Source organism: Staphylococcus sp. GDB20D11A, assembly GCF_016893255.1.
Taxonomy (GTDB): domain Bacteria; phylum Bacillota; class Bacilli; order Staphylococcales; family Staphylococcaceae; genus Staphylococcus; species Staphylococcus aureus.
In genome coordinates, this window is sequence record NZ_JAFEPJ010000018.1 from 141,441 (window position 1) to 158,794 (window position 17,354).

The following is a 17,354-nucleotide window of genomic DNA, read 5'->3' on the forward strand; positions in this document are numbered from 1 at the left end:
ACAACGTTTTTATATTCGCTTTTATTATTATCATACATTTAGTGATGCATAGTTTCAATTGACTAATGTATCTCATATAAAAAAACTGATGCCCCTAAAACAGGACACCAGTTTATGATTGTACAAATTAATTATTCTTTAACTGCTGGTTGATTATTTCCATGTTGCGCTTCTTTAATTGCTTGCTCAACTTCTTCAGTATAAGCCTCAATTTGAGCTGGTGAGTAGTCTAACATATCAGCCATAATATCGATGATACTATCTTTATAATCTAATACATCTTTAATATTGAAGTACATTTTACCAGAACGACGAACTAAGAAATCGTTAGGTTTGTATACCATTTCTTGTTGAATACTATAAACAAGTTCTACATAAATTTCTAATGGTAACTTGCTATCATGGTATTGAGATGTTTGCGCAATATTGAACAATTCATCAACATTTGAACCATATTTAGATGCTAAACGTCTTGCAACATCTTCATCAATGCCGAATCCTTTAGCTACATCTACTTTTTGCTCTACAAACGCATCAAAGTTCTTGCTACCTCCTACATCGCCACCTGAAATTGCCAGACCTTTTGTATTACATGGACTAAATGTTAAACCGTAGTCTTTTTTCAAGCGTTTAGATACTAAATCAACAATGTCTTGAGCCATGTGACGATAGCCTGTTAATTTACCACCTGCAATAGTTAATAAACCTGATTTACCTTCCCAAATTTCATCCTTACGAGAGATTTCAGAAGGGTCTTTGCCTTCTTCGTAAATTAATGGTCTAATTCCTGCCCATGTTGATTCAATATCTTCATCTGTAACATTAACACTAGGGAACATGTAATTAATCGCATCGATTAAATAGTCTCTGTCTTCTTGTGTAGTTAATGGTGAAGATTTGATATTGTCATAGAATGTATCTGTAGTACCTACATACGCTTTTCCTTCACGCGGGATTGCAAAAATCATTCTTCCATCTTTTTCAGTATCAAAGTATACTGCTTGACCTAATGGGAATTTTGATTGATCAATAACAACATGTACACCTTTAGTTAAACGTAATTTTTTATTATTGCGTGCATAATCACCACTTCTAACATCATCAACCCAAGGACCTGCTGCATTAACCACTTTTTTAGCCTTAATTGTATAATTTTCATTAGTTAATTTATCAATAACTTTAACACCATTTACTTGTTGATTTTTATCATAAGTGAAGTGTTCTGACTTAGTATAGTTGATAATTTCTGCGCCTTTTTCAGCAGCACGCTTCATAACTTCAATAGTTAAACGCGCATCGTCAGTACGATATTCAACATAGTAACCGCCGCCTTTTAGACCTTCTTTTTTAACTAATGGTTCTTTAGCTAAAGTTTCTTTTTTAGATAACATTTTTTTACGTTCAGACTTCTTAACACCTGCTAAACGATCATACATTCCTAAACCAATTGATGTTGAGAATTTACCAAATGTTCCACCTTTATGCATTGGTAAAAGCATCCACTCTGGAGTCGTAACATGAGGCCCATTTTCATAAACAATCGCACGTTCTTTACCAGTTTCGGCAACTACTCCAATTTGGAATTGTTTTAAGTAACGTAAACCACCATGGACTAATTTTGTAGATCTTGAGCTTGTTCCTTGTGCAAAGTCTTGCATTTCAACCAATGCAACTTTCATTCCTCTTTCACTCGCGTCTAGTGCAATACCTGCACCTGTAATACCGCCACCAATAATTACTAAATCATATTCATCATTTCTTAAATTCTTTTTAATATGTTCTCTCTTAAAAGTAGACAATGCCATTCCAAAACGCCTCCTAAAAAATGTAAAAACGAGAGACTTGTCCCACATAAACAATCCTTCAATTGTACATGTTCGAACAAATCTCTCGTTTCTCGATTCAAATATTAACTTAAATTGATTGTATCACAATGTTTATACAAAAGTCTAATCTACAAGTTTATTCTGTTTTAAAAACTTGTGTTGCTTCAACAGCTTTTTTCCAACCTCTATATAATTTTTCTCTTTCGCCTTCATCCATTTTCGGATCGAATTTTTCTTCTAATTTCCAGTTTTTAGCGATATCATCTTTACTCTCCCAGAATCCAACTGCTAAACCTGCTAAATATGCAGCACCTAAAGCTGTAGTTTCTTGAATTTCAGGTCTTTCAACAGAAGTATTAACAATGTCTGCTTGGAACTGCATAATAAAGTTATTCTTAACTGCACCACCATCGACACGTAAACTTTGGACATCGATACCAGAGTCTTTTGACATTGCTTCCATAACGTCACGAGTTTGGTAACATAATGATTCTAATGTTGCACGGATAAAGTGCTCTTTTTCAGTTCCACGTGTTAAACCGAAAATCGCACCACGTGCTTCAGAATCCCAATACGGTGTTCCTAAACCTACAAAAGCTGGAACAACATAAACACCCTCAGTAGAGTCAACTCGTGTCGCATAACTTTCTGATTGTGGTGCTGAATTAATCATTCTTAATCCATCACGTAACCATTGGATTGCTGAACCCGAAACAAAGATTGAACCTTCAAGCGCATAATTTACTTTTCCATCAATACCATAAGCAATTGTTGTTAATAAACCACTTTCAGATTTAACCGCTTTGTTACCTGTATTCATTAACATGAAACCACCAGTTCCATATGTGTTTTTCACGTCACCACGTTCGAAGCAAGCTTGTCCAAATAATGCTGCTTGTTGATCACCAGCTACACCAGCAATTGGTACTTCTTGACCATAGAAGTGGTAATCAATTGTCTTACCATATACTTCACTTGAAGGTTTAACTTCTGGCAACATATTTTTAGGTACTGTAAGTAGTTCTAATAACTCATCGTCCCATTCTAAATCATGGATATTAAACATTAATGTACGACTCGCATTTGAATAATCAGTAATATGCGCAGCTTTTCCTGATAATTTCCATACTAACCAAGTATCAATCGTTCCAAATAATAGATCGCCATTTTCTGCTTTTTCTCGTGCACCTTCAACATTGTCTAGAATCCATTTAACTTTTGTACCTGCAAAATACGGATCTAAAAGCAATCCTGTCTTATCTCTAAATGTTTGTTCATATCCTTGTTGTTTTAATTCTGAACAAATTGATTGTGTTTGACGTGATTGCCAAACAATTGCGTGATAAATTGGGCGGCCAGTATGTTTGTCCCAAACAACCGTTGTTTCACGTTGGTTTGTAATACCGATACCTGCAATTTGATCAGCTCTAACATCATTTTCATTAATTACTTCCGTCATTACAGCTAACACAGATGTCCAAATTTCATTTGCATCATGTTCAACCCAACCTGATTGTGGAAAATGTTGCTTAAACTCACGTTGTGCTATCCCTGCAATTTCCCCTTTTTGATTGAATAAAATCGCTCTTGAGCTTGTTGTTCCTTGGTCTATAGATAAAATATATTTTTCCATTAGTAGTATCTCCTTTATTAAAAAAATAATCGCTAACCCATTGTACAAAATCTGTTAAATTTTGGCGAAAAAATAGCATAATCCATGAATCAAACATGTTAAATTATGCTATTTACGTTTCTTTTTATTTTAGTAAATTGATTCGATATCACCTTTTTTTGATGATTTATTTAAAATGTAACCTAAAATCAAAGTAATAATAACTACAACAATTGCAATTGCACAACCAATATTAAATGTATGTTTATAAAATACAGCGTATACTACCGCGCCTAATAAACCACCGGCTATTGGTCCTAAGATAGGAACGATTGCATATGACCAATTTGAACCACCTTTACCAGCTATTGGTAAAATCGCATGTGCAATTCTCGGACCTAAATCACGTGCTGGGTTGATTGCATAACCAGTAGCACCGCCTAAACTTAATCCGATTGCAACAATTAATGCTCCGACAATTAAAGGATTTAAACCATCGGCAATTTTGTTTACACCGATAAATAAAATACCTAAAGTTAATGCCATTGTTCCGATAATCTCACTTAAAAAGTTGGCAAAGTAATTCTTAATAGCCGGTGCTGTAGAGAAAACACCTAATTTCGCGCCAGCTTCTTCTGTCGCTTTCCAGTGTGGCAAGTACATTAACCATACAATTGTTGCTCCGACAATTGCACCTAACATTTGAGCAACAATATAACCAGGAACTAATGACCAATCAAAACTTCCGTCTAATGCAAGTGCTAAAGACACCGCTGGGTTTAAATGTGCACCTGAGAATTGACCGACAGCATACACACCCATTGTAACCGCTAATCCCCATCCAGCTGTGATGACAATCCAATCAGCACCATTCGCAGCACTTCTCTTTAAATTGACATTGGCACAAACGCCACCACCAAAAAGGATTAAGATTGCAGTTCCTAGGAATTCTGCTAAATATACATTCATATTAAATGTCCTTCCAAAAAGACAAAGAGATTCCTACACTAGCAGTTTGGCTCGTAGAAATCTCCCGTCTCTATTCTATGTATTAACTTTTATTATATTTGTTATAATACTATCGATATGAAAGCGTTGTCAATGGTTTTTGTAAAAATATTGTCAAATTTAATTTTTCAAGTCTTTATAAAAGTAGTTTAATTTGAAAACTAGAAATATCAATCCGCACTAAATAGTCTATGTCGTTCAGTTGCTTAAATGACATTCTTCAGCCATATTTTTTATGACTAGTTGCATTTTTTACAAATAAACACCTCTATAACTTTAATGATTTTAATCGTTTTAGAGGTGCTAATTATTTTATTTAATTATTCTTTGTATGATACCTTAAATTCCTTATTACATATCCCATATGAAAACGGCTTTTTTAATATGTTATATGACTAAATCTAGTGAAAAATCTAATTTTTGCAGCCTTATGATTCACCAGAGTTTATCATAACTAGTTGTTACATATTTCGCTCCATTTTTAACAGCTTCATTAACTTCATCTATTGTATTAATTAGGCCACCTGCAATGACTTGTGTGTTTGTTTCTTTCTGAATATGATGAATCGCTTTACTCGCAACACCTGGAAGTACTTCTACAAAATCAGGTTCAACTTTTTTTATCAAATCTATACTGCGTTTCAATGCTTGACTATCAATAATAAACACTCTAAAAATCGTTAAAGTATTTAATGATTTCGCTTTTTTTATTACTTTAGATTTAGTCGATACAATACCTTTTGGCTTGTATTGCTGGATAATAAATTCACTTGCAAATTCATCGTGACTTAAACCTTTTATCAAATCTATATGAATAAAACACTCTATATGATTTTGCTTCAGCAATTCCATAATACTTTTAATATGTCCTATATGCATATCTAGAAGCACACACATTTTATAATCTGTTTTAATCAGTTTCTCTAAATCTTTAATGTTTCTTATGGCAGGCAATATGTTGTTATTCACTTGATTCATCCTCTCTACATCACACGCTTAAATAATTTTTCTAATTCGTATTTTGAAAAATTAATGATAATTGGACGACCATGTGGACATGTAAATGGATCTTCCGCTTCTCTTAATTGATCAATTAAATCAGACATTTCATGTTTTTGTAAATAATGATTCGCTTTAATAGATTTTTTACATGACATCATGATTGCTACATCTTCACGTAATTTTTTGATATCTACTTTTTTCTCTTCCAAAATTAGCTCAATCATATCTTTAATAATTTCTTCTACTTCATCTTTAGGGAACCAAACTGGATAGCTACTTACAATATAATCATGACCACCAAAATGTTCTAACATGATACCTACTTGTTGAAGTTCATTTTTATATTGATCAATGACTAATTGTTCATCTTTTGAAAAATGAAATGTTAACGGGATTAATAAATCTTGTACTTCATTGGTAACTTCACCTATTTTATCTCGAAAATATTCATATTTTATTCTTTCTTGAGCTGCATGCTGGTCAATCATGTACATGCCAAATTCATTTTGAGCAATAATATACGTTCCATGTACTTGGCCAACAATTTCCATATATGGAATTCTTCGTTTAGGGTCTTTACTTTTTGTTCCTTTAATATCGTTTACATCATAATAATCATCGGACGCTTTATTCTCATAATTTTGCACAGATGTATCGTCATTTGAATCAAATGTTTGATCCATTTCTTGTAAAATTTCTTGTTGTTTTTTGAAGTAGTCTTCATCTTTTTCACGTGTATTATTATAACCGGAAGATTCATCACCAGCTATTAAACTTTCAGACGTTTTCGTTACGAATGGATTATATGAATCTTCTTTTATAACTATCTCATCGTTTTGATTTTCTGCCATAAATGGCTTACTGTTACTTTCTTCAGGTGAAAACGTCTTCTCTTGGTTATTCTCTGTGTTTTGTCTTTGTTCAAATTCGATTTTTTGTTGTTCGAATGAATGTAACACTTTATTTTTTTTCGGCACATAATCCAAGTTATTTTTAGGAATTAATATACGGTCTTTAAATGCTTCTTGTATTTTGCTCACTATCAATTGATATAGTTGCTCTTCTTTTGATAAACGCACTTCTAGTTTTGTTGGATGAACATTTACGTCTACTAAGATTGGATCCATTTCAATATTAATATAACAAATCGGGAACCTACCTATTGTTAAGAGTGTATGATAGCCTTCTAAAATCGCTTTATTTAACATAAAGTTTTTAATGTATCGTCCATTAATAAAAATAGAAATATAGTGCTTATTACTTCTAGAATGTTCAGGTTTTGCAACAAAACCTTCAATGTGATAATCACTTGTATCTCCAGATATATGTACTAAATCTCGTGCAACTTTCATCCCATAAATCTCTGCCATCACTTCATTAGTTCGTCCTGAACCATTTGTACTTAACATTGTTTTGCCATCTGAAATGAGTGCTATTCGAATGTCCGGATGGCTCATTGCCATTCTGTTGACAATATCTGTTATTTTACCTAGTTCAGTGTATAAACTTTTAATATATTTTAAACGTGCTGGTGTATTATAAAATAATGATTCTACAAGTATATCTGTTCCTTTTTTCGCTTTTGCAGGCTTATGATTTAATATTTCACCATTTTCTACATATATTTCATTTCCATTAGCATTATCCGTGCAAGTCTTCAATGTTACTTTAGCAACTGATGAAATACTGGCTAGTGCTTCACCACGGAATCCTAATGTCCTAATATGAAATAAATCTTCATCTTGATCTAATTTACTAGTCGCATGTCTATGAAATACTAATCCTAAGTCTTCCGCTTCAATTCCGCTTCCATTATCGACTACGCGAATAGATTGGACGCCAGATTCCTCTACTTCAATGCTTATTTCTGTAGCGCCTGCATCTATAGCATTTTCCAACAGTTCTTTCACAACAGAACTCGGTCTTTCAACTACTTCACCTGCTGCGATTTTATTTGCTAATGAGGTTTGGAGTTCTTTAATTTTCCCCATTTTGCAACACCTCTATTTTAATTGATTTTGTAATTCACTTAACTTCACCAATGCCTCAATTGGTGTCATATTAGATAAATTCAAATTTTTAATTTGTAGTTCAATCTCGCTTTCTTGATCATTTTCAAACAAATCAAATGATGCTTGTTCAAAGTCTTTTTGAGATAACGTATCAGTTGTTTCTTCAACACTTAAGCTTGAATTTTCTTGATTAATTTCAGGTTCATTTTCGACCATTTTTAAATTTGATATCGATGATTTTTTACCAGCAGACGCTTCAAACTCGCTTAGAATCACTTGTGCTCTGCTAATAACTTTTTCAGGTAAATCAGCTAATTTCGCAACTTGAATACCATAACTATCGTCAACTGCACCATCTTTGACTTTATGCAAGAATATAAGTTCACCTTTATATTCATTAGCAGCGACGTGAACATTTTTTAGACTTGGTAATGCTTGATCTAATGTTGTCAATTCATGATAATGTGTTGAAAATAACGTTTTAGCATGTGATGTTTCAGCTACATACTCTATCATTGCCTGCGCTAAAGCTAAACCGTCATACGTTGAAGTACCACGTCCAATTTCATCGAAAATAATCAAACTATCCTCTGTTGCATAAGTTAATGCCTTTTGTGCTTCTAGCATTTCTACCATAAACGTACTCTTACCTGAAACCAAATCATCTGCCGCACCTATTCTAGTGAATATTTGATCAAATATAGGTAACACAGCCTCTTTACAAGGGACATAAGCTCCCATTTGGGCCATTATGCTAATTATGGCAACTTGTCTCATATACGTCGATTTACCAGACATATTCGGACCTGTAATTAAATATATAAATGTTTCATTATCTAATCGACAATTATTAGGCACATAGTCATTATAATCCATTACTCTTTCCACTACTGGGTGCCTAGATTCCACTAATTCTAATGTTTTATTTTCACTAAATGAAGGCCTAGTATAATTATATTTTTGAGCAATTTCTGCAAAGCTCTGTAAACAATCTAACTCTGAAATAATTTTAGCTTGTTGTTGTAAACGTTCAGTATATTTTTTAACTTCTTCACGTAGCTGAACAAATAATTGATATTCTAATTCAATAGCTTTGTCTTCCGCACCTAAAATGATATCTTCTTTTTCTTTAAGTTCATCAGTTATAAATCGTTCCGCATTCGATAACGTTTGCTTCCTCATATAACCAAATTCACTTGGTTCAAAATTTTGCAAGTTGGCACGTGTTATTTCTATAAAATAACCAAACACTTTATTAAAGCTTATTTTCAATGATTTTATTCCTGTACGTTGTCTTTCTTTGGCTTGTAGTTCTGCTAACCATGTTTTTCCGTTTTTTGAAGCTTCAAGATATTCATCTAATTGCATATTAAAACCAACTTTGAATAGTCCACCATCTTTAACTGAAATTGGTGGTTCTTCTACTAAACTCTGTTCTAATATATCAAGTAAATCATCAAGTGGTTCTAGTTGATTAACTTGTACAAGAGTATCCTGATTCATAGAATTTAGTAATGCTTTAATGTTCGGTATTTCAGAAATGGAATGTTTAAGTTGAATTAAATCTCTCGCATTAACATTTCCGTAACTAACACGCCCAACAAGACGTTCAATATCATACACTTGATTAAGATATGTTCTTAAGGTGTCTCTTTCTATGAAATGAGCACTAAATTCATCAACGATATCTAATCGTGCTTCAATTTGTTCTTTACTTATTAGTGGTCTATCTATCCATTGTTTTAATCGACGTGCTCCCATTGGTGTTTTCGTTTCGTCCATCAGCCAAAGTAGCGTTCCTTTTTTGGATTTTAATCGAATGCTTTCCGTTAACTCAAGGTTTCTCTTAGCATAAAAATCCATTTTCATATAATCTATAGCTGCATATTGAACAACATCCTCGATATGCGATAAATCACGTTTTTGTGTATGATGAATATAATCTAGCAATAATTGTGTCGCTTGATACATTAATTTATGTTCAGTTTGATTCACACTATAGATTTCAGATGATAACGTTTCCCTGACTGTTATTGTTTCTGTCACCATATTAATTTGTCTTTTTAAATGATCGGAAATATTGTCATTGATAACAACTTCGTTAGGGTTTATCGTCGTAATTTCATTTAATAAAGTCGCTTCATCATTAAAATGTGTAACCTTTAATTCACCAGTAGAAACATCACAGTAACTAAGCGCAATTTCAGGTTGATTCATAACAAAACTTAAAATATAGTTATTTTGTTTATCATCTACACCACCTTGCTCCATCACAGTTCCTGGAGTCACAATTCTTACTACCTCACGTCTAACCATACCTTTCGTTTGTTTCGGATCTTCCATCTGTTCACAAATAGCTACTTTATATCCATTATTAACAAGTGTATCTATATAACTATCTGCAGAATGATACGGAACACCACACATCGGAATTGGATTTTCTTTTTTAGCATCTCTTTTAGTTAAAGTAATTTCAAGTACACGTGATGCCTCCTTGGCATCTTCATAAAACATTTCATAGAAATCACCTAGTCTAAAAAATAATAAGCAATCTTGGTATTCTGATTTTATTTTTAAATATTGCTGCATCATTGGTGTAACATTAGACATATTATTTCTTCACAACCCTTGTCTCTTTTTAAAATTTTTCTTTACAATATATTCGTTTGTAAGCTTTCTAATTATTAATTATTTAACTTATACATTTTAACATACTTACTTTTACAAACCTATTCATACCATATAATAACGAAGCATCTTAAATGTATAAGAAAACGCCTCAAACCTAATAAAATGTGTTAATAGCATGTTTAGAATTATATTAAAATTCTAACATTCAAGACATTTAATTAAGTAAGGGCGTTCAATATTAAAATGAACAATGACTCTGTTTGAAATCATATATCATAAAATTATTTTATAAACCTTTGAAGAATACCACGTTTTTTTAGAGTAATTAATAAGAAATAACTTATAATAGATCCGATAGCACTTGAGACTATGAACGTAATCATTAACGGTTTAATGAAGAAGTCTTGAAGCCCAAGGAAATATGCTAATGGTATACAAATTAAACTTCCGATGACACCAGTTCCAAGTACTTCACCGACCGCGGCCATGAATATATGTTTACGATATATGTAAAACATACTAGCCAATAAAACTCCAATCATACTACCCGGAAATGCAAAAGCTGTACCAGTTCCAAAAAGAACTCTTAAAATTGATGATATAAGCGCTTGAGCTAATCCATACCAAGGACCTACTATGACCGCACTTAATACATTTACAAAATGCTGTACTGGTGCTGCCTTAACTGGTCCTAGAGGAATGATGATAATACTGCTTAATACAACATTTATTGCAATTAAAAGTGCAGTTATAGCCAGTTTTCTTGATTTCATATGATTGTTCTCCTTTTTGTTTGTAATTAATCACTATGTTTGGCTTTATTATGGTCATTTAAACGTGTTTCCATTGTTGATACAAACATTTTCAATAATTGATTCGCTTCATATTGTGAAGTTTGAAACTGTTCAACTATGGGCAATGTATTTATTTCTGCTTCTATACTTTGAATGGTATGTTCCGACTGTTCTAGCGCATTTTGTTTCCCGTAATTTTGAAAGTTTACTGCTTGTTTTTGATGCTTTTTTAACATATCCATTTTAGTCTTTATCGTTTGGTTCTGATGAATCTGTGCTTCAATTTGTTGATATGTTTTGATAGTATCCAAATTTTTAATTTTATTTGCAATATTATCCGCTTGTTTCAACACGTCATCTTTATTATACATTTATTGAATCACCATTTCCGGCTCTACTTCCTTTACAAAACTGCCATTTAATGAATACTGTTTAGCTTCATCTATTCGTACTTCCACTAGTTTACCAATCATTTCTTTAGGCGCTTTGAAATTAACTAACTTATTTTTATCAGTGTAGCCAGCAAGAACCTGATCATCTTTTTTACTACTACCTTCACAAAGTACTGTTACAGTTTGTCCTTCGTACTTACTCATAGCTATTTGTGAATAATGACCAACTTTTTTATTCAAACGTTGCAATCGTTCCTTTTTGACATCTAAAGGTACATTATCTTTCATTTTAGCAGCAGGCGTACCATCACGTTGTGAATACAAATACGTATATGCATGTTCAAAACCAACTTCATCATACAAAGTTAAAGTTTCTTCAAATTGTTCCTCTGATTCATTTGGATAGCCTACAATAATATCTGTAGTTAATGCTACATTTGGAATTCTATCTTTGATTCGTTTTACTAAATCCAAATAACTTTCTCGTGTATATTTTCTACCCATTATTTTTAATACTGCATTATTTCCAGATTGAACTGGCAAGTGGATATGAGGAACGATATTACCGCCCTCTGAAATAACATCAATCATGTGATCTGTGAAGTCCCAAGGATGACTTGTTGTGAAACGAACTCTTGGAATCGCTATTTTAGAAATTGCTTGTAAAAGATCTCCTAAGTCATATTCTATATCCTGTAAATCTTTACCATATGAATTTACATTTTGACCTAAAAGCGTTATTTCTTTGTAACCTTCACGAGCAAGCTCACGTACTTCATCTATAATATCTTCAGGTCTACGGCTTCGTTCTTTACCTCTTGTAAATGGAACAATGCAATATGTACAAAACTTATCACAACCATACATAATATTGACCCATGCTTTAATGTTGCCTTCACGGACTTTTGGAAGATTTTCAATAACGTCTCCTTCTTTAGACCATACTTCAACAACCATTGCTTTAGATAAGTATGCTTCTTCTAAAATTTCTGGTAAATGATGAATATTATGTGTACCAAAAATCATATCTACATTTTGATACGATTTTAAAATTTTATTCACTACTGACTCTTCTTGTGACATACAACCACAAACTCCGATTAAAATATCAGGTCGTTCTTTCTTCAAATGCTTCAAATTACCAATTTCACTAAACACTTTGTTCTCGGCATTTTCTCTAATCGCACATGTATTAATTAAAATAACATCTGCAGTGTTAATATCAGTCGTTGCTTGATAGCCTAATGCTTCAAGTATACCAGCAATGACCTCAGTGTCATGTGCATTCATTTGACATCCATATGTTTTAATTAAAAATGTACGCTCGTTCCCCATACCGCGATATTTTTCATCAATTTGGAAATCTCTATTATAACGAACTTCTTGTTTACCTCTTTTTTTCGCTTCTTTTAAATTAGGCGGTTGATAAACATGTTCAAAATATTTACTATAATCTTTTTCTGCTTTCTTATCTCTCTCAGCTAAAACATCTACAGAACTTGCTTTTCTTTGTTCTTCGTTCACTTTACAAAATCCTTTCTATTTGCCCGTATCATTTAATAATTATATTAAATTTAACTATAAAGTGCAAAAGCAGTTAAAGTTATACGTCATCTCTAACAAGCCAATTCAAATCCAGTTTACTTCACTTTTAATGTTATTCATCATATTTTTCAGTTAAAGTTTCAATAGTGATGCCATCTGGCACATGATAAAACTTAACTTGGCTAATAATACTTGGACATTCCAGTTCCACCATTCGTTCATTTAATGATTGTATTAAAATTAAACATTCATTCATATTTCCTTGTACTGTCGTTTCTAACGGACCTACTCTAAAATGCAAACCAGATTCGTCAATTATTTTAATCGCCTCGTCTACGTAAGGTATAACATTGTCATTGTTTGGTGTTTTAGGAATTATTTGTATACTCATTAATGTGTCTTTCATTTTTAAAAACTCCTTTATTTTTTGTAATAGTAAAAAAACTGAGTAGCATAAATGGATCTGTTATAAACACATTTATACGACTCAGTTTTAATTATTAAATAAATTGTTCAGTTAATGCATTGAACGTGTCTTCAGTAATTTTGATATCTCTTTTAGCTAGTGGTGTATCATCTAACTCTTTAATTTGAGATTCATATGATGGTGTTTCTTTATCTTGATAAACAATACCAGTTACTAAAGATTCATGTTCAATAACAGTTTTAGTCGCTAATTGTTTATCTGTAGAATCATAATTTTCAATGTCATCAACACTTGTTAAATGTTCTTTAAACCAATCGTATGTGTTAATTTTATTATAAGTCACACATGGTGAAAAGACATTAACGAATGAAAATCCATCATGATTAATTGCATCTTCAATTAGTTTTGTTAATCCTTTAATATCACTTGAAAAACCTTGGGCTACAAATGTGGCACCAGATGATAATGCTAATTCTAAAGGCGCAACATTTTTTTCTATATTACCTTTTGGCGTTGTTTTAGTAACGAATCCTACTGCTGATGACGGCGATGTTTGTCCCTTTGTCAAACCATAAATTTGATTATCCATGACTATATACGTCATGTTCATATTTCTTCTTAAAGCATGGATTGTATGCCCCATACCTATAGCATAACCATCACCATCTCCTCCAGATGCAATAACAGTTAAATCTTTATTCGCCATTTTTACACCTTGAGCTAAAGGTAATGCACGTCCGTGAATAGAATGAACGCCATAAGAATTAATATATCCTGAAAGACGGCCAGAACATCCTATACCGGTGATGATAGCTACTTCTTCAGGTTCTAACCCTATATTTGCGGCTGCTTTTTGAATTGCAGCTTGTACTGAGAAATCGCCACATCCAGGGCACCAGTTAGGCTTAACATTATTTCTAAAATCTTTAAATGTCGCCATCTATACCATCTCCTTTATTTCAGTAGCAATTATTTTTCCTTTTTCTTCGATTTCATGTGGTAGGAAAGGTGTCCCATCATACTTTGTATAATTTTCAATCTTATCATGAATATTGACATTCATTTTTATAATACTAGCCAATTGTCCTTGATAATTGTGCTCCACTACAACGACTTTCTTCGCTTTATTAACTGCATCTTGAATAACGCTTGTAGGGAATGGATGCAATTGTCTAATTTGTATAGTGTTAACTTTTATGCCTTGTTGATTCAAACGGTTACTACCTTCTTGAATTGCACCTTTTGTAGAAATAAAACCGATATAAAGAATATCTGCATCCTCATGTTGTAAGTTAGCTTCTACTGGCGATTCAATTACTAACTGCTCAATTTTACGCATTCGTTTTTCCATTTGTTGTTGTCTATTTGACGCAGATTCACTAGGTTTACCTTCTTCATTGTGTTCCACACCAGTTATATGATGAATACCTCCTTTAACACCGGGGATAGGTCTAGGAGAAACACCATTGGATGTTAACGCATAACGCTTGAAATAACCTTTATCATCTTCTTCACGTTCAATATCAGATTGAATGATTTCACCACGTTTAATTTCAATGCGATTATAATCTAATTTTTCAACAGTTTGTTTACCTAAAGATAATTGCAAATCACTTAAAACTATAACAGGGCATTGATATTGTTCTGCTAAATTAAAGGATTCCATAGTTAAATAAAATGCATCTTCTGCATCAGTTGGTGCTACAACAATTTTTGGAATATCACCATGTGTACCATAAATCATTTGCATTAAATCTGACTGTTCTTGTTTCGTAGGTAATCCAGTAGAAGGTCCACCTCGTTGGGTATTAATAATGACTAATGGCGTTTCAGTCATACCAGATAATCCAATTGCTTCCATCATTAAAGATAAACCTGGACCAGCACTAGCCGTAAACGCTCTGACTCCACCATAATTTGCACCAATAGCCATAGTTACAGCAGCAATTTCATCTTCTGTTTGAATAACCGCTCCGTTTACTTTAGATATATTGGCAATCATATATTCCATAACTTCAGACGCAGGTGTAATAGGATATGCCGCCATAAATTGTGAACCTGCAGCAATTGCACCTAATCCAATGGCATCGTTACCAATCATATATAGATGTGGTAGTGCATCTGTTGACTCTAATTCAAAGTCCCCGTCGATTTCAGGTAAGCGGGATTGCATTAATTGATAACCTTCGTTTAATGCTTGGATATTGACTTCAACTACCTTGTCACCTTTTTTAGAAAACATATTAGTAATAAGTTCTTCAAATGTATTTGTATTCAAATTCATCAATGCGCTAGTAGCACCTATTGCAACCATGTTTTTCATTAATGCTGTACCTAATTCTTTAGCGGTTGCTGTAAAAGGTAATTCAATAAGCTGTGCATGACATCCTTCTGGTTTCACAGGTTTAGCCTTGGCATCAGCTAAAATGATACTGTCTTCTCTCATTTCATGATGGTTAACATCAATTGTTTCTTGGTCAAATGCAATCAAAATATCTAAATCATCACTAATTGCATGAACAGGCGTCGTAGAAACTCTAATTTTATTATTCGTATGTCCACCTTTGATACGACTTGAAAAATGTCTATATCCATATAAATAATATCCTTTTCTATTCATAGCCGTAGCGAAGATTTCCCCAGTTGATTCAATACCTTCGCCTTGTTGACCGCCAACTTTCCACGATAATTGTGGTTTCATAGTTATATGCCTCCTATGGATATATTTCATATTAAATGATAACAAAAAGAACCACCGATTTACTATGTAAACAGTGGTACTATATTAAATTCATACTAATGGACGATAGGGTCCGATTCGAATGTTTACTTACGTAATTTTAAAATGTTGAAAATGGATGGTCATCATTTATCAATATACGTTCGATGTGCTTTGTTTTACCTTCTTTGTCCAAATCAATAACAACACCAGATAATACACTTCTACCTTCATTTGGAACAACATGTCTTTGTGGCAAACTAGTGATAAAACGCTCAATTACCTCTGTTTTATTTATTCCTAAAATGCCGTCATAAAAGCCTGTCATACCAACATCCGTTATATACCCTGTCCCCTTTGGTAAAATACGTTCATCTGCAGTTTGAATGTGTGTATGCGTTCCAACAACAGCGCTAGCTCTACCATCTAAATGCCATCCCATTGCATACTTTTCAGAAGTTGTTTCTGCATGAAAATCAACAAATATAAATGGAGTTTGTTCTTGTGCTTCCTTGACTAATTGATCTGCCTTTTTAAAAGGATCATCAATATCTGGCATAAACGCTCTTCCTTGCAGATTAATAACTGCAAGTTTAATATCATTAATTTGTATAAATCTCATACCAATTCCCGGCGCTTCATCCGGAAAATTCGCTGGTCTTACTAGTCGTTTTGCTTCATCTATAAAATCATAAATTTCACGTTGACCATATGTGTGATTACCCATAGTCATGAAATCTACACCATTTCTTAGTAATTGTTTATATATTTTTTCAGTCAAACCTTTACCATGTGCTGCATTTTCAGCATTTACAATTGTAACTGTTGGTTTATATTTTTGCTTCAGTTGAGGTATGTACGTTTCAATTGCGTCTCGTCCAATTTTACCTACGATATCCCCTATAAACATTATTCTCATGTTTTGTTCATCCTCTCATAAATACTAGTTTAATTCATACGTTCTAATATTTAAAGTAAATATTAAATTCTTTGAATTATTTTTCTTCAATTATAAAGAGACATTACTTTGTCTGAAAACTTCAATATGTTAGTATTAAGACATCAAAATAAATAGGAGTTGTAAATAAATACATGTCTATTAATATTGATCCAGAAAAATTTGCAGAATTAGTGGTTATGTCTAACCCATCAAAATTCGAAGATGCAGAGGATATAGCTAAAGAAAGTTTAAAGCTTTACATTAATGCATATCGTTTAGCAGAGAGATATTCAACAATTGCAACAAATTGTTATGATACTGCAGAAGTTATAAAAGAATTAAAGAAAACAGATTTACAATTAAAATAACTCAACTTAGAAATAAATCCTAATTAATATTACAGAAGAGAAGATGTGTTACATCTTCTCTTCTTTTTTATTGGATAG

General features: G+C 32.7%; 14 protein-coding genes. 1 reads left to right on the forward strand and 13 read right to left on the reverse strand.

The features are described 5' to 3' along the window. Positions 1–131 precede the first annotated feature (131 nt). The 13 genes from JV528_RS11280 to JV528_RS11340 all read right to left on the reverse strand — a co-directional run bounded on the left by JV528_RS11280 (position 132) and on the right by JV528_RS11340 (position 16,887). Positions 132–1,805 carry a glycerol-3-phosphate dehydrogenase/oxidase gene (locus JV528_RS11280; protein ID WP_001218598.1) on the reverse strand — a complete coding sequence of 558 codons (1,674 nt, stop codon included), beginning with the start codon at positions 1,803–1,805 and terminating at the stop codon, positions 132–134. A 157-nt stretch (positions 1,806–1,962) separates the two neighbouring features. Beyond that, on the reverse strand, positions 1,963–3,459 hold the full coding sequence (glpK, locus tag JV528_RS11285) for a glycerol kinase GlpK (protein ID WP_204254836.1): 1,497 nt from the start codon (positions 3,457–3,459) through the stop codon (positions 1,963–1,965). 129 nt (positions 3,460–3,588) lie between these two features. Then, on the reverse strand, positions 3,589–4,407 hold the full coding sequence (locus JV528_RS11290) for an MIP/aquaporin family protein (RefSeq protein ID WP_001103747.1): 819 nt from the start codon (positions 4,405–4,407) through the stop codon (positions 3,589–3,591). A 474-nt stretch (positions 4,408–4,881) separates the two neighbouring features. Beyond that, complete coding sequence (locus JV528_RS11295) at positions 4,882–5,424, reverse strand: glycerol-3-phosphate responsive antiterminator (protein ID WP_001077635.1); 543 nt, start codon at positions 5,422–5,424, stop codon at positions 4,882–4,884. 5 nt (positions 5,425–5,429) lie between these two features. After that, positions 5,430–7,439, reverse strand: coding sequence for a DNA mismatch repair endonuclease MutL (mutL, locus tag JV528_RS11300; RefSeq protein ID WP_204177660.1), 2,010 nt, complete (start codon positions 7,437–7,439; stop codon positions 5,430–5,432). A gap of 12 nt (positions 7,440–7,451) precedes the next feature. Then, a complete protein-coding gene (mutS, locus tag JV528_RS11305; protein ID WP_000073341.1) occupies positions 7,452–10,070 on the reverse strand; it encodes a DNA mismatch repair protein MutS in 2,619 nt (872 codons plus the stop codon). A gap of 302 nt (positions 10,071–10,372) precedes the next feature. Further along, positions 10,373–10,864: an energy coupling factor transporter S component ThiW gene (gene thiW / locus JV528_RS11310; RefSeq protein ID WP_000842277.1), complete on the reverse strand. Its 492-nt coding sequence runs from the start codon at positions 10,862–10,864 to the stop codon at positions 10,373–10,375. A gap of 26 nt (positions 10,865–10,890) precedes the next feature. Further along, positions 10,891–11,256: a YlbF/YmcA family competence regulator gene (locus tag JV528_RS11315; RefSeq protein ID WP_000282386.1), complete on the reverse strand. Its 366-nt coding sequence runs from the start codon at positions 11,254–11,256 to the stop codon at positions 10,891–10,893. Continuing rightward, positions 11,257–12,801 carry a tRNA (N6-isopentenyl adenosine(37)-C2)-methylthiotransferase MiaB gene (gene miaB / locus JV528_RS11320; protein ID WP_001001521.1) on the reverse strand — a complete coding sequence of 515 codons (1,545 nt, stop codon included), beginning with the start codon at positions 12,799–12,801 and terminating at the stop codon, positions 11,257–11,259. It lies immediately after the preceding gene. 133 nt (positions 12,802–12,934) lie between these two features. Beyond that, complete coding sequence (locus tag JV528_RS11325; protein ID WP_000655666.1) at positions 12,935–13,228, reverse strand: thiamine-binding protein; 294 nt, start codon at positions 13,226–13,228, stop codon at positions 12,935–12,937. A gap of 94 nt (positions 13,229–13,322) precedes the next feature. Next, the gene (locus JV528_RS11330; protein WP_000190138.1) at positions 13,323–14,189 is read right to left on the reverse strand and encodes a 2-oxoacid:ferredoxin oxidoreductase subunit beta; all 867 of its coding nucleotides are present in this window, start codon (positions 14,187–14,189) and stop codon (positions 13,323–13,325) included. Then, complete coding sequence (locus JV528_RS11335) at positions 14,190–15,950, reverse strand: 2-oxoacid:acceptor oxidoreductase subunit alpha (protein ID WP_000804326.1); 1,761 nt, start codon at positions 15,948–15,950, stop codon at positions 14,190–14,192. 139 nt (positions 15,951–16,089) lie between these two features. Next, positions 16,090–16,887 (reverse strand): TIGR00282 family metallophosphoesterase, encoded by a 798-nt coding sequence (locus tag JV528_RS11340; protein WP_001222105.1) that lies wholly within the window; start codon positions 16,885–16,887, stop codon positions 16,090–16,092. A 173-nt stretch (positions 16,888–17,060) separates the two neighbouring features. Between JV528_RS11340 and JV528_RS11345 the strand changes: the two genes are divergently transcribed. Continuing rightward, positions 17,061–17,276 carry a hypothetical protein gene (locus JV528_RS11345; protein WP_000026308.1) on the forward strand — a complete coding sequence of 72 codons (216 nt, stop codon included), beginning with the start codon at positions 17,061–17,063 and terminating at the stop codon, positions 17,274–17,276. Positions 17,277–17,354: the final 78 nt, after the last annotated feature.